Raw genomic sequence first — 14898 nt, forward strand, 5'->3', positions numbered from 1 at the left:
AAAAGATGGCTAAGTTGACTAAGAATCAGAAATTGGCACTATCCAAAATGGATACCCAAAAAGCATATCAATTATCAGAGGCAGCTTCCCTGGTTAAAGATATTACCACAGTAAAGTTTGATGCATCAGTAGATCTTAATATCCGTTTAGGTGTTGATCCTCGTAAAGCAAATCAAATGGTTAGAGGTATTGTTACTTTACCTCACGGTACTGGTAAAACTATTAAAGTTCTTGTTTTGTGTACTCCCGATAAAGAAGCAGAAGCTAAAGAAGCGGGCGCTGACTTTGTAGGTCTTGATGAATTTATCGAAAAGATCAAAGGCGGATGGACAGACGTTGATGTTATTATTACCACTCCTACAGTTATGGGTAAAGTTGGTGCATTGGGTAAAATTTTAGGACCAAGAGGTTTGATGCCTAATCCTAAAACAGGTACTGTGACTATGGAAGTTGGAAAGGCGGTTAATGATGTAAAAGCTGGTAAAATCGACTTCAAGGTTGACAAACATGGTATTGTTCACGCATCTATTGGAAAAGTTTCTTTTTCACCTGATAAAATCATGGAAAATGCCCATGAATTGTTACAATCCATCATTAAATTAAAACCTTCAGCTGCTAAAGGTACTTACGTAAAAAGTATCTATATGTCAAGCACTATGAGTCCGGGGATTCAAATTGATACCAAATCAATTTAATATCCTAAGGCACCTAAATTTTAAATAAAAAAGCTGATGAAAAAAGAAGAAAAAAATATAATTATTGAATCATTAACTGAACAGTTAAATGCAAATCCTAATTTCTATTTAACTGACGTTTCTGAGTTAACTGTTGCCAAAACCAATATTTTAAGAAGATCTTGTTATGGAAAGGGTGTTAAACTTTTAACAGTTAAAAATACGCTTTTAAGAAAGGCCATGGAAAATACAGGTCGTGATTATTCAGAAATGTTTAATGCACTTAAAGGACCAACGGCTATTATGTTTAGCGAAGGAGCTAATGTTCCTGCTAAAATCATTAAAGATTTCCGTAGAACAAATGCAAAGCCTGTTTTAAAAGCAGCTTTCATCGAACAATCTTTTTATCTTGGTGATAGCCAACTTGATGCTCTTGTTAGCCTTAAATCTAAAAATGAGCTTATTGCAGATATCATCGCATTACTTGAATCTCCTGCTAAAAATGTTATTTCAGCCCTTCAATCAAGTGGCGGTAAACTTGCAGGAATTCTAAAAACTTTGTCTGAAAAAGGCGAATAATCAAAATCAGTACGCACTCTTCCAATTCAATAAATTAAGTAAATTAACTAAAACAAACAAATAAAATGGCAGATTTAAAAGCTTTTGCAGAGCAGTTAGTAAATCTAACAGTAAAAGAGGTAAGTGAATTAGCACAAATATTAAAAGACGAATATGGCATTGAACCAGCTGCTGCTGCAGTTGTTGCAGGTCCTGCTGCCGGTGGTGGTGGTGCTGCCGTTGAAGCTGAGAAAACATCATTTGATGTGATCCTTAAAGCTGCAGGCGGAGCTAAATTAGCCGTTGTTAAACTTGTAAAAGATTTAACCGGCCTAGGTCTTAAAGAAGCTAAAGAATTAGTAGACGGTGCTCCTAAAGCAGTTAAAGAAGGTGTTTCTAAAGAAGAAGCAGAATCTTTAAAGGCTCAGTTAATAGAGGCAGGGGCAGAAGTTGAGATTAAGTAATATACTGATCTTCAATATTTAATTGGTTTAGGTCTCATTTACTTGAGGCCTAAGCCTTTTGCTGTTTACTATAGTTTATTTTACAATTAAAACCCGTGTACATTGGAGCCTAAAAATAAAAATCAAAGAATAAGCTTTACATCCACTAAAAATCAGTTAGAGTATCCTGATTTTTTGGATATACAGATTAAATCATTTCAGGATTTTTTCCAGTTGGAAACTACTTCAGAAAACAGACAGAATGAAGGGTTGTATAAAGTTTTCGCTGAGAACTTTCCTATTTCTGATGCTCGTAATAACTTCGTGTTGGAATTTTTGGACTATTTTATAGATCCTCCAAGATATTCCCTTGAAGAATGTATTGAAAGAGGCCTTACTTATAGTGTGCCCCTTAAAGCAAAATTGAAATTATATTGTACCGATCCCGAACATGAGGATTTTGAAACTATTGTTCAGGATGTATATCTAGGTACAATTCCATATATGACACCAAAAGGTACCTTTGTTGTTAATGGCGCTGAAAGAGTTGTTGTATCCCAATTGCACCGTTCTCCTGGAGTTTTCTTCGGACAGAGTTGGCATGCAAACGGTACCAAATTATATTCTGCCAGGGTTATTCCATTTAAAGGTTCCTGGATTGAATTCGCTACGGATATCAACAATATCATGTATGCCTATATCGATCGTAAAAAGAAATTGCCGGTTACTACACTTCTAAGAGCTATTGGTTACGAGAGTGACAAAGATATACTTGAGATATTTGATCTTGCTGATGAAGTAAAGGTTTCTAAAACTGCACTTAAAAAAGTTGTTGGTAGAAAACTTGCTGCCAGAGTGCTTAAAACTTGGATCGAAGATTTCGTAGATGAAGATACTGGTGAGGTAGTTTCTATAGAACGTAATGAAATTATTATTGATCGTGAAACCATTGTTGGTGACGAACATATTGATATGATACTTGATTCGGGAGCGAAAGTTGTTATTCTTCACAGAGAAGACATCAATTCTGCTGATTATGCAATTATCTATAATACTTTACAAAAAGATACCTCAAATTCAGCTAAAGAAGCTGTTGAGCATATTTACCGTCAATTAAGAAATGCTGAACCACCTGATGAGGAAACAGCAAGAGGTATTATTGACAAATTGTTCTTTTCTGATAAGCGTTACGATCTTGGTGAAGTTGGTAGATACAGAATCAACAAGAAATTGTATGTTAACAGTACTGATGCAAACAGAGTTTTAACTAAAGATGATATTATTTCAATCATTAAATACCTTATTGAACTTATAAATTCTAAGGCTGATGTTGATGATATTGATCACTTGAGCAACAGGAGGGTTCGTACAGTTGGTGAACAACTCTACAGCCAGTTTGGTGTTGGTCTTGCACGTATGGCAAGAACAATCCGCGAGCGTATGAATGTTAGGGATAATGAAGTTTTTACCCCTGCCGATCTTATCAATGCTAAAACACTTTCCTCTGTAATAAATTCATTTTTTGGTACAAATCAGTTATCACAGTTCATGGATCAAACCAATCCACTAGCTGAGATTACCCACAAAAGAAGAATGTCGGCACTAGGGCCTGGTGGTTTATCCAGAGAAAGAGCCGGTTTTGAGGTTCGTGACGTTCATTACACCCATTATGGCCGTTTATGTACTATTGAAACTCCTGAGGGACCTAATATTGGTCTTATTTCTTCCCTTTGCGTTTATGCTAAGATAAATAAGTTAGGTTTTATTGAAACCCCTTACCGCTCTGTAAAAGACGGTATCGTTGAACTTAATAAGCCTGTTACTTATTTAACTGCCGAGGAAGAGGATGCTAAAATTATTGCACAGGCAAATGCCGTTATCAATGATAAAGGTGAATTTGCAAATGCTAAAGTTAAAGCAAGATTTGAAGGTGATTTCCCCGTGATTGAACCTGATAAACTTGATTTAATGGACGTTGCTCCTAACCAGATTGCCTCTATTGCTGCATCATTGATTCCTTTCCTGGAGCATGATGATGCTAACAGAGCATTGATGGGATCAAATATGCAGCGCCAGGCTGTTCCGCTTTTAAAGCCGGAAGCTCCTATCGTTGGGACTGGTCTTGAAGGACTTGTTGCAAGAGATTCCAGAGTTCTTATTAATGCTGAGGGTGATGGTGTTGTTGAATATGTTGATGCAAACCAAATCATAATCAGATATAACCGTACTGACGATGACAGATTGGTTAGCTTTGATGACGATACTAAATCATATAAGCTTACTAAATTCAGAAAAACTAACCAGGGTACTTGTGTAAACCTTAAACCAATTGTAAAAAAAGGTCAAAAGGTTAAACCAGGTCAGGTACTTTGCGAGGGTTACGCCACACAGGATGGTGAACTTGCTTTAGGACGTAATCTTAAAGTTGCTTTCATGCCTTGGAAAGGGTATAATTTTGAGGATGCTATCGTTATATCTGAGAGAGTTGTAAGAGAGGATATTTTTACTTCTATACACATTGATGAATTTGTTCTGGAGGTTAGAGATACTAAACTTGGAATGGAAGAATTAACAGCAGATATTCCAAATGTGAGCGAAGAGGCAACTAAAGATTTAGATGCAAATGGACTCATAAGAATTGGTGCTGATGTTAAAGAAGGCGATATACTTATTGGTAAAATTACACCAAAAGGTGAAACAGATCCTTCTCCTGAGGAGAAATTGCTTAGAGCCATATTTGGTGATAAAGCAGGAGATGTTAAGGATGCAAGTTTAAAGGCGCCTCCATCACTTCAAGGTGTGGTAATTGATAAAAAATTATTCGCCCGTTTGATTAAAGATAAAAAATCAAAGGTTGAAGAAAAATCAGTTCTATCTAAAGTAGAAGAAGAATATAAGCAGGCTGCAGCTGAATTAAAGGCTAAACTTGTTGATAAACTGTTTTTACTTGTTAATGGTAAAACTTCTCAAGGAGTTGCTGATTATTTCAAAAATACTGTTGTTCCTAAAGGAACTAAGTTTGTACAAAAAGTTCTTCAAGGAATCGATTACGCCAATATTAATCCTAATAAATGGACAACCGATAAGGAAAAGAATGATCAAATCAAGGATTTGCTTCACAATTATAACATTAAAGTGAATGATTTGCTTGGTATTTACAAGCGTAAAAAATTCACTTTGACAATTGGTGATGAATTACCTTCTGGAATCGTGCAGCTTGCTAAAATTTATATCGCTAAGAAAAGGAAACTTAAAGTAGGTGATAAAATGGCTGGTCGTCACGGTAACAAGGGTATCGTTGCAAGAATTGTAAGGGATGAAGATATGCCATTCCTTGAGGATGGAACTCCGGTAGATATCGTTTTGAATCCTCTTGGTGTACCTTCAAGGATGAACATTGGACAGATTTATGAAACTATTCTTGGATGGGCAGGTAAAAACTTAGGATTGAAATTTACCACTCCAATTTTTGACGGTGCTTCCCTTGATGATATCAATTCATATTCAGATCAAGCTGGTATTCCACGTTTTGGTAAAACTTACCTTTATGATGGTGGTACAGGCGAGCGATTTGACCAGACTGCTACAGTTGGAGTAATTTATATGCTCAAACTAGGCCATATGATTGATGATAAGATGCATGCTCGTTCAATCGGACCATACTCATTGATTACGCAACAGCCATTAGGTGGTAAAGCGCAGTTTGGTGGTCAGCGTTTTGGAGAGATGGAGGTTTGGGCTCTTGAAGCATTCGGAGCTGCCAATATTCTTCAGGAAATGCTAACAATTAAATCTGATGATGTGCTTGGAAGAGCTAAAGCTTACGAAGCTATTGTTAAAGGTGAAAATATGCCAACTCCTGGTATTCCAGAATCCTTTAATGTATTGCTTCATGAGTTAAGAGGCTTGTGCCTTGATATTACGCTTGATTAATTTAAGCCGGGATTAATTTCCCGGCTTATACTAATTTTTATTATAAATAACACTCAAAATTCTTAATATGGCTCTCAAAAGAGATAATAAAGTCAAAAGTAACTTCTCGAAAATAACTATTGGTTTGGCTTCTCCCGAATCTATTCTGGAAAAATCCAGTGGAGAAGTATTAAAGCCTGAAACCATTAATTACCGTACCTATAAGCCAGAGAGAGATGGATTGTTTTGTGAAAGAATTTTTGGACCGGTAAAAGATTGGGAATGTCATTGCGGAAAATATAAAAGAATCCGTTACAAGGGAATTGTTTGCGATAGATGTGGAGTTGAAGTAACTGAGAAGAAAGTAAGAAGAGAGCGCATGGGACACATACAACTTGTTGTTCCTGTTGCGCATATCTGGTATTTCAGATCTTTACCCAATAAAATTGGTTACCTTCTTGGTTTACCAACTAAAAAGCTAGATTCAATTATTTACTACGAGAGATACGTTGTAATTAATGCAGGTATTAAAGGTGCTGAAGGAGTTTCTTATATGGATTTCCTTACAGAGGAAGAATATCTTGATACTTTGGAAGCGCTTCCAAAGGAAAACCAATATTTGGATGATTCTGATCCAAATAAATTTATTGCCAAAATGGGTGCTGATGCACTTCATATGCTTCTTGCCAGATTAGATCTTGATTCCTTATCTTATGATTTAAGGCACAAAGCAAATACTGAGACTTCTCAGCAAAGGAAAAATGAAGCATTGAAAAGACTTCAGGTTGTTGAAGCTTTCCGTGGTTCTAGAGAAAGAATTGAGAATCGTCCTGAATGGATGGTTGTTAAAGTTGTTCCTGTAATTCCACCGGAATTGCGTCCACTTGTTCCTTTGGATGGTGGTCGTTTCGCTACTTCTGACCTTAATGACCTTTACAGAAGGGTTATAATCAGAAACAACAGGTTAAAAAGGCTTATTGAAATAAAAGCTCCGGAAGTAATTTTGCGTAATGAAAAACGTATGCTTCAGGAAGCAGTTGATTCACTTTTTGATAATTCAAGAAAAGCAAATGCTGTAAAAACTGAATCAAACAGAGCTTTAAAATCACTTTCAGACAGTTTAAAAGGTAAGCAAGGACGTTTCCGTCAGAATTTACTTGGTAAAAGGGTTGATTATTCTGCACGTTCTGTAATTGTTGTTGGACCAGAATTGAAAATGCATGAGTGCGGTATTCCAAAGGGAATGGCTGCTGAGCTTTTCAAGCCTTTTATCATTCGTAAGATGATTGAAAGAGGTGTGGTTAAAACAGTGAAATCTGCAAAGAAAATTGTTGACAGAAAAGACCCTATTGTTTGGGATATTTTGGAAAACGTTCTTAAAGGACATCCTATATTATTGAACCGTGCCCCAACTCTTCACAGATTAGGTATACAATCTTTTCAACCAAAACTTATTGAAGGAAAGGCTATTCAGTTGCATCCTTTAGTGTGTACTGCATTTAATGCGGATTTTGATGGTGACCAGATGGCTGTTCACCTTCCATTAGGAAATGCTGCAATTCTTGAGGCGCAAGTTCTTATGCTTGGTTCTCACAACATTCTTAACCCTGCTAACGGTGCTCCTATTACTGTACCTTCCCAAGACATGGTTCTTGGTCTGTATTATATGACCAAAGGCCGTTATTCTGAAGAAGGAAATCCTATACAAGGTGAAGGACTTAGGTTTTATTCTGCTGAGGAAGTTGTTATTGCTTACAATGAACGTAAAGTTAATCTTCATGCAAACATTAAAGTAAAAGCAAATGTGAAATTAAACGGTTCACTTACCAATCAATTGATTGAAACAACAGTAGGCCGTGTTATTTTCAACGAAGTTGTTCCTGAAGAAGTAGGTTATATCAACGAATTGTTGACCAAGAAATCCTTAAGAGACATTATTGGTAAAATAATGAAAATTACCGGAACGGTTAGAACTGCAAGGTTCCTTGATGATATTAAGAGTCTTGGTTTCAACATGGCTTTTAAAGGTGGTCTTTCTTTTAACCTTGGTGATCTTGTAATTCCAGCCGAAAAGGATAAAATGGTGCAAGATGCAACTAATCAGGTTGAAGATGTTACCAATAGCTATAATATGGGTCTGATTACCAACAATGAGCGTTACAATCAGATAATTGATATTTGGACACATACTAATTCCAGGTTGACCCAAAGATTAATGGATCAGCTTAAAAATGATAACCAGGGCTTTAACCCTATTTATATGATGTTTGATTCTGGTGCAAGGGGTTCTAAAGAGCAGATTCGTCAGCTTTCAGGAATGCGTGGTCTTATGGCCAAGCCTCAAAAATCAGGTGCTTCAGGAGGTGAAATTATTGAGAATCCGATTCTTTCTAACTTTAAGGAAGGTCTTTCAATTCTTGAGTATTTTATTTCTACTCACGGTGCTCGTAAAGGACTTGCCGATACTGCCCTTAAAACAGCTGATGCTGGATATTTGACAAGAAGACTTGTGGATGTTTCTCAGGATGTTGTTATTACAGAGGAAGATTGCGGAAGTTTAAGAGGTATTATTGCTTCAGCACTTAAAAACAATGAAGAAGTTGTAGAAAGCCTTTATGACAGGATTTTAGGTCGTACTGGTGTGCATGATGTAATCAACCCGCTAAATGGTGAAATTATCGCTTCAGCCGGTGAAGAAATCAACGAGGACATTGCTCAATTAATTGAAGAATCTCCAATTGAATCAGTTGAAATTAGGTCTGTACTTACCTGCGAGATGAAAAAAGGAGTTTGTGCAAAATGCTACGGAAGAAACCTTGCAACAGGTAGAATGGTTCAAAGAGGTGAGGCCGTTGGTGTAATTGCAGCTCAGTCTATCGGGGAACCAGGTACACAGCTTACATTAAGAACTTTCCACGTTGGGGGTACTGCCTCTAACATTGCTGCTGCTTCTCAAATTGAAGCTAAATTTGACGGAGTGTTGGAATTTGATGAATTAAGAACTGTTGAGAAAGAAAACATAGAAGGTAAGAAATTCCATATTGTAATTGGAAGATCTGCTGATATGCGTATTATTGATCCTAATACAGGAATTACCTTAACAACATCATTAATACCTTATGGTTCTTCTTTATTTGTATTGAATGGCCAGAAAGTTAAAAAAGGTGAGTTGATTTGTAACTGGGATCCTTACAATGCGGTAATTATTTCTGAAACAGCAGGAAAGGTATTGTATGAAAATATTGTTGAAGGTGTTACTTACCGTGAAGAGTCAGATGAGCAGACAGGATTTAAGGAAAAAGTAATCATTGAAACCAGGGATAAAACAAGAAATCCTGGAATTAAAGTTGCAACCGGAAAAAATGATATATTAAGAAATTACAATGTTCCGGTAGGAGCTCATATTATTGTTAATGACAACGATAAAATTGAAATAGGACAAATTCTTGTTAAAATTCCTAGAACAACTGGAAAATCTGGTGATATCACCGGTGGACTTCCTAGGGTTACTGAATTGTTTGAAGCAAGAAATCCTTCTAACCCTGCCGTTGTTTCTGAAATTGATGGTATTGTTTCTTTTGGTAAAATCAAACGTGGTAACAGAGAAACAATAATTGAATCTAAAACAGGTGAAGTGAAAACTTATCTTGTTCCGCTTTCTAAGCATATTCTTGTTCAGGAAAATGATTATATCAGAGCAGGTGCTCAATTATCTGATGGTGCTGTTAGCCCTGCTGATATACTTGCTATTAAAGGACCTACCGAAGTTCAGGAATATCTTGTAAATGAGGTTCAGGAAGTTTATAGATTACAAGGTGTGAAAATTAATGACAAACACTTCGAGGTTATCGTTCGTCAAATGATGCGAAAAGTATTGATTGATGATCCAGGCGATACTAAATTCCTTGAAAAGCAATTGATAAACAAGATGGAATTCATGATTGAAAATGATTACATCTATGGAAAGAAAATTGTAATTGAGTCTGGTGATTCTACTTCACTTAAACCTGGACAAATTGTAACTGCCAGGAAATTGAGAGATGAAAATTCAATGCTTAAGCGTAGGGACTTAAAACCGGTTGAAGCCAGAGACGCAATTGCATCTACTTCAAGTCAGATCCTTCAGGGTATTACCAGAGCATCGCTTCAAACTGAAAGCTTCATTTCGGCTGCTTCCTTCCAGGAAACTACCAAGGTGTTAAACGAAGCCGCTGTAAGTGGAAAAGTGGATGAATTAAAAGGACTAAAAGAAAACGTTATTGTTGGACACTTAATACCTGCCGGTACAGGACTTAGAACTTACGAAAAAATGATCGTTGGTTCAAAAGAGGAGTACGAAAAGCTATTGGCCTCAAAACGTGAATCTGAGTCGGAAGTTGAAGTTGAATAATTAGTAATTAACTATATTAAAACGGGTATCGGAATTTCCGTTACCCGTTTTTTCTTAAATGATAAAAAAGATGAGCCAGGAAAACAATAATAATAACAATAACAATAACAATAATAATTCGAATCAAAATCAATTGAATATTGAATTATCCGAGGAGGTTGCTGAAGGTGTTTATTCCAACCTTGCTATTATTACACACTCAAACTCTGAGTTTGTAATTGATTTTATTAAAATAATGCCTGGAGTGCCAAAGGCTAAAGTAAAATCAAGGATTGTACTTACTCCACAGCATGCCAAAAGACTAATGTTTGCTCTTAAGGACAATATTGGTAAATTTGAGGATGCTCATGGTGAAATAGAATTCAGCAAAGACCCAAATGCTATGCCTCTTAATTTTGGAGGGCCAACAGCCCAAGCATAAATCATTTGTTTTTTACCAATTACAAGCTTTTTTTTAACCACTAAAATTTATCTTTTTTTTAGTATCTTCAATAAGCATTTATTTGGCTTATGAAAGGTTTACTATCCTCCATACTTTTTTTGTTTATTTGTGCAAACACTTTTGCACAGGATTCATTAGTTTATAAATCTATTGCACAAGAGTTTATAAAACTTCTTGTGGAAAAGCAATATGATCAGGCTTCACTGTTATTTGATTTTAAAAGTTCCCAAAAATACAACCCTGTTTACTTAAAAAAAACATGGCTTGGAATTCAAAGTCAGACCGGGGAATTTTTAATTGCTTCTGAATTTAATTCAAAAAAAAATGCAGACGGAAATAGTGTTTTAATCACCTGCGAATTTCAGTTTATAACACTAAATATTAAAACTTCTTTTGATAAGCAAAATAAAATTAGCTTAATCGAATTTTTACCTGCCAAAACCCTTTCTTCATCTATATCTGATTACAATCCACCTCCGTATGTAAAAAAGAGAAGGATAAAAGAGGAGGAAATCTATTTTAAAACTGATGTATTCCTAATTCCTGGGGTTTATACCAGGCCTAAGTGCAAAAGAAAAACCCCATTGGTAATTTTGGTTCATGATTTTGGTCCTTTGGATAGGGATGCCACTTTAGGTTCAAATAAAATTTTTATGGATCTGGCCTTAGGATTGGCTTCCAAAGGAATTGCGGTTATCCGATATGATAAAAGAAGTTTTGTTTATGCGGCAAGAATGATAGAACGGTATGGTGAAAATATCACAATCATGGAGGAAACGATATCTGATGTAATTAGTGCGGTTAACCTTGCAAAAACACTTAAAAGAGTTGATTCTGAAAAAATTTATGTGCTGGGACATGGCATAGGAGGAATGGTGAGCCCCCGGATAGCTTCAATGAAACAAGATCTGGCCGGAATAATAATAATGGCAGGAAATGCTCGTCCATTAGAGGATATGCTTCTTGAACAGAGCAGATATCTTTCTGAAATTAGTGTTTCACAAGGAGGGTTAACAGATGCTGAAAAAATTCAATTGTATCAGTTAGAGGATCAGATAATGGCGGTGAAAAATCCAAATTTAAATTCTAACACCCCTGCCTCTGAACTTCCCATGAATTTGTCTTCAAGTTATTGGATTGATATGAACAATTACAATCAAATTTCAGCTGCAAAAAATGCAAGTATACCTATGCTGTTTCTTCAAGGACAAAGAGATTTCCAGGTAACATTAACTGATTTTTCAATATGGAAAAAAGAGCTTGAGGAATTGGAACAAGTAAGCTTTAAACTTTATGCTGAGTTAAATCACATGTTTATTGAAGGTTCTGGCATGAGCGTACCTAAGGAATATCTTATAAAAGGAAATGTTCCCGGTTATGTTATTACTGATATTTCTAAATGGTTAAAAAATAGAAAGTTAGATGATAAACATTAAATTAACAATGAATAAAAAAACAGGCACACTACTAAAAGATGCCTGTTTTTTAAATTGGTTTTTACAGTTTGACCATTAATCCAATGTACATTCCATAAGTTTGCATTCTTGAATTTTCAGCCACAACTTGAAATTGATCCTGGTTAACAGTAATATCTGTAGCGCCAACATCAAGGATCCCTTGAGTTCCTCTAAAGCCTAAGTTAATATGTAACCATTTGGTTTGGCCAATACCAAAGTCAACACCGGCTCCATAGGCAATACCTACATCCAAGGGGTTAACCTCCACCACTGCAACGGCAGTAGTTGGACCATTTCCATTACCAGTAACATCTGTACTTGCACCGGTATTTATTCCTATATAAGGACCTGCAGTAACATTAAGGTTAACTGGCCTTCCATAATTGGTGTTAAAAGAAATTAAAATAGGAACATTTATATAGGACAAATCTACTCTTCTTGTTCTGGCATCATCAGTAAATTCATATGCCTGTCTCATTACATTTACCTCAAAGTGGGTTCCAAAATAATTATTAAAATAGTAGTTTAAACTCCCTCCAAATCCATGGGCAATATCATATTTGGCAGATATTGTTTGCTCATTTTCCATTCTAAAATCAAGGCGGCCTAAGCTAGGTTGATATTTTGCACCTAAGTGAAATCCTCTTTGAGAGGGAGTTTCCCTAACCACATAAGTAGGATCCTGTATATCTGAGGAGATTTCAGGATTAAATGTGGATGTTTTTGTAAGGTTAACATTGGTGCTGGTTTCATCCTTTTCAACCTGTTGAGCCCTGGTAATATTAGTAAATAACATTACCAGCAATAGCGCTGAAATAATTCTTATTGTTTTCATAGTTAATTAAATTAAATTAGATTTATATGCCAAACCGAATTCAAATTAACTGCCAATATTTATATTAGCCTTATGTTTTTTAGATTAGTTACTGATTAAATTGAATCGAAAAAAACAACTGTGGCAAGTAGAATAAGCCTGTTGTTTTTTTTAAATAGGGAATCCAATTCCAGAATATAGATTTTTTTTCAAACAGGAAAATTCAAGGTTACCATTTTCTAAAAACAAAGAAAACACCCATAATAATAAAAGCAAATCCTACTAAATAATTCCATTTTAACTCCTCTTTTAAATAGAAAACTGAAAAAACGGAAAATACAGTCAAGGAAATAACTTCTTGTATGGTCCTTAACTGCGCCCCATTAAACTGACCATAACCAATTCTATTGGCAGGAATCATAAAGATGTATTCAAAAAAAGCAATAAACCAGCTAATGAGGATTACAACAATTAATGAGGTAGATTTAAATTTAAGATGGCCATACCAGGCAAATGTCATAAAGACATTTGAAATTAAAAGCAGAATTATTGTTTTCATTCAATTTATCTAAAAATTGCAGCCTTTGAAACAATGTTAAACTTTATATCTCCTTTAATTGTGATGTCTTGAAAAATTGCTTCGTCCGTAATTGCATTGCATCTGATTTTATAAGAATCATTTTTTATATATTCTATAAGATTTTCGCTCGATGGTTGTAGAAACAATTCAAGTTGACCTGAATTTTCAATATTGTCTTTTGATGCAAGTAAAACTTCAGGTAAACCTTCTGTTGAAAGGTATATGGACACTGATTTTAAAAAGTTGAACGATTTTCCAGGTGGGCTGGTAATGGTAAACTTTAATTCTTCTAGCCTTACCTCTTTTAAATATTTTGCCCGGGTGTTATTGTTTTCAAATTCTTCTTCAAAATTCACCTTTGATTCTTTTCCTGCAATGGATAATGGGGTAAACAATGAAATGGAGGAAGGTATAACAAATTCAGTAGAGTCATTAACATTAAATTCTTTAGCCTTTCTGGTACAAGAGTTTAACAAGGATAGAATTACCGTGAATAAGAATATAATTTTAATCTTCATAATATATATCTAAAGGTTCAAAATGTGGAAATGAGAGATTAGCTTCAGGAATTTTATCAATTCCGAAGCCTCCATCATCCCAAAGGTCGCCCATTTTTATCCAAAAAGCAATTACTTTTTCGTCTTTATGAGCATTTAGACTAGCTAATTCCGTTTTCCATTCAAAAATTTCAATAAAATAGTCTTCTTCAATTTTTGATTGCAGCAACAAAGCTGGTCTTTTGGTAACATAGGCTTGTTGCAGAAAATAATTTCTTTTCTCCCTTATTAGCAGAATAAATTCATTTAAATTTTCGGGTTTAACTTTATAAGTGGCAATAACTACTGCGCTCATAGCTGGAAATTAATTTACAATTGTTAGGAAATTTCAACTTTTTCTTCTGAGAATAACCATAATGCTTCGTACAATTCCTTCATTGGTAAACCCATTACATTATAAAATGAACCGTTTATTTTTTCAATTCCTATATATCCTATCCATTCCTGTATGGCATAAGCACCTGCTTTGTCAAAAGGTTTATAATTATCCACGTAATAAATTATTTCTTCCTCTGTAAGTCTTTTAAAATGAACATCTGTTACCACGAAAAAAGATTTTGTATTTGTACTTGATCTTAAACATATTGCCGTAATTACTTCATGCATTCTTCCAGATAGCTTTTTTAACATTGAAATAGCATCCTGGCGTCCTTCTGGTTTATTAATGGCTTCTCCATTTAGCCAAACAATTGTATCAGAGGTAATTAGTATGGAGTCGTCTGCAACATTGCCATAATCTTCACATTTTTTTCCGGCAAGGTACATTGGAATTTCCTCTCTTTTTAAGGTTTCAGGAAAAGACTCATCCACTTCAACTTCATGCGTTTCAAATTCAAATCCTAATTCTTTTAGTAGAGATTGTCTTCTGGGAGATTTAGAACCCAGTATTAACTTATGCGGATATTTTTTCATATGTATATAATTTGTTTTTTTAAAATGTCATCCCGATTTATCGGGACGCCAGGTTATCTTCATTAGTGTTTGTGAACGGTTTGTGCATGGCTATTTCATATGTATATAATTTGTTTTTTAACTGTCATCCCGATTTATCGGGATAGCCAGGTTATATTC

General features: G+C 35.2%; 12 protein-coding genes. 7 read left to right on the forward strand and 5 right to left on the reverse strand.

Annotated features, from left to right (window positions below; all coding sequences use genetic code 11):
* Positions 1-5: 5 nt before the first annotated feature.
* From H0V01_14470 to H0V01_14500, 7 genes are all read left to right on the forward strand, one after another.
* Entirely contained in the window at positions 6-695 is a 690-nt protein-coding gene (locus tag H0V01_14470) for a 50S ribosomal protein L1 (GenBank protein MBA2584576.1), read from the forward strand.
* A gap of 36 nt (positions 696-731) precedes the next feature.
* The gene (locus tag H0V01_14475; protein MBA2584577.1) at positions 732-1253 is read left to right on the forward strand and encodes a 50S ribosomal protein L10; all 522 of its coding nucleotides are present in this window, start codon (positions 732-734) and stop codon (positions 1251-1253) included.
* A 65-nt stretch (positions 1254-1318) separates the two neighbouring features.
* A complete protein-coding gene (rplL, locus tag H0V01_14480; protein MBA2584578.1) occupies positions 1319-1696 on the forward strand; it encodes a 50S ribosomal protein L7/L12 in 378 nt (125 codons plus the stop codon).
* Between the two features lie 102 nt (positions 1697-1798).
* Positions 1799-5608 carry a DNA-directed RNA polymerase subunit beta gene (gene rpoB, locus H0V01_14485; GenBank protein MBA2584579.1) on the forward strand — a complete coding sequence of 1270 codons (3810 nt, stop codon included), beginning with the start codon at positions 1799-1801 and terminating at the stop codon, positions 5606-5608.
* Between the two features lie 67 nt (positions 5609-5675).
* Positions 5676-9977 (forward strand): DNA-directed RNA polymerase subunit beta', encoded by a 4302-nt coding sequence (gene rpoC / locus H0V01_14490; protein MBA2584580.1) that lies wholly within the window; start codon positions 5676-5678, stop codon positions 9975-9977.
* Positions 9978-10047: 70 nt separating this feature from the next.
* Positions 10048-10398: a DUF3467 domain-containing protein gene (locus H0V01_14495; protein ID MBA2584581.1), complete on the forward strand. Its 351-nt coding sequence runs from the start codon at positions 10048-10050 to the stop codon at positions 10396-10398.
* Between the two features lie 89 nt (positions 10399-10487).
* Positions 10488-11855, forward strand: a complete 1368-nt coding sequence (locus H0V01_14500) for an alpha/beta hydrolase (GenBank protein ID MBA2584582.1) — start codon at positions 10488-10490, stop codon at positions 11853-11855.
* Positions 11856-11916: 61 nt separating this feature from the next.
* Here H0V01_14500 and H0V01_14505 read toward each other — a convergent pair whose 3' ends face one another.
* From H0V01_14505 to maf, 5 genes are all read right to left on the reverse strand, one after another.
* Positions 11917-12711 (reverse strand): PorT family protein, encoded by a 795-nt coding sequence (locus tag H0V01_14505; protein ID MBA2584583.1) that lies wholly within the window; start codon positions 12709-12711, stop codon positions 11917-11919.
* Between the two features lie 208 nt (positions 12712-12919).
* On the reverse strand, positions 12920-13249 hold the full coding sequence (locus H0V01_14510; protein MBA2584584.1) for a DMT family protein: 330 nt from the start codon (positions 13247-13249) through the stop codon (positions 12920-12922).
* Between the two features lie 5 nt (positions 13250-13254).
* A complete protein-coding gene (locus tag H0V01_14515) occupies positions 13255-13788 on the reverse strand; it encodes a hypothetical protein (protein ID MBA2584585.1) in 534 nt (177 codons plus the stop codon).
* Complete coding sequence (locus H0V01_14520) at positions 13778-14122, reverse strand: hypothetical protein (GenBank protein ID MBA2584586.1); 345 nt, start codon at positions 14120-14122, stop codon at positions 13778-13780. The genes H0V01_14515 and H0V01_14520 overlap by 11 nt, the downstream gene beginning before the upstream one ends.
* Positions 14123-14145: 23 nt before the next feature.
* Positions 14146-14739 carry a septum formation protein Maf gene (maf, locus tag H0V01_14525; protein MBA2584587.1) on the reverse strand — a complete coding sequence of 198 codons (594 nt, stop codon included), beginning with the start codon at positions 14737-14739 and terminating at the stop codon, positions 14146-14148.
* Between the last annotated feature and the right edge of the window lie 159 nt (positions 14740-14898).

It is taken from the genome of Bacteroidota bacterium, assembly GCA_013696965.1.
In the GTDB taxonomy this organism is placed as follows: Bacteria; Bacteroidota; Bacteroidia; order JACCXN01; family JACCXN01; genus JACCXN01.

Coding starts and splice junctions, on each gene's coding strand:
- H0V01_14470 (MBA2584576.1), top strand. CDS start 6: ATGGCTAAGTTGACTAAGAATCAGAAATTGGCACTATCCAAAATGGAT.
- H0V01_14475 (MBA2584577.1), top strand. CDS start 732: ATGAAAAAAGAAGAAAAAAATATAATTATTGAATCATTAACTGAACAG.
- rplL (MBA2584578.1), top strand. CDS start 1,319: ATGGCAGATTTAAAAGCTTTTGCAGAGCAGTTAGTAAATCTAACAGTA.
- rpoC (MBA2584580.1), top strand. CDS start 5,676: ATGGCTCTCAAAAGAGATAATAAAGTCAAAAGTAACTTCTCGAAAATA.
- H0V01_14495 (MBA2584581.1), top strand. CDS start 10,048: ATGAGCCAGGAAAACAATAATAATAACAATAACAATAACAATAATAAT.
- H0V01_14500 (MBA2584582.1), top strand. CDS start 10,488: ATGAAAGGTTTACTATCCTCCATACTTTTTTTGTTTATTTGTGCAAAC.
- H0V01_14505 (MBA2584583.1), bottom strand. CDS start 12,711: ATGAAAACAATAAGAATTATTTCAGCGCTATTGCTGGTAATGTTATTT.
- H0V01_14510 (MBA2584584.1), bottom strand. CDS start 13,249: ATGAAAACAATAATTCTGCTTTTAATTTCAAATGTCTTTATGACATTT.
- H0V01_14515 (MBA2584585.1), bottom strand. CDS start 13,788: ATGAAGATTAAAATTATATTCTTATTCACGGTAATTCTATCCTTGTTA.
- H0V01_14520 (MBA2584586.1), bottom strand. CDS start 14,122: ATGAGCGCAGTAGTTATTGCCACTTATAAAGTTAAACCCGAAAATTTA.
- maf (MBA2584587.1), bottom strand. CDS start 14,739: ATGAAAAAATATCCGCATAAGTTAATACTGGGTTCTAAATCTCCCAGA.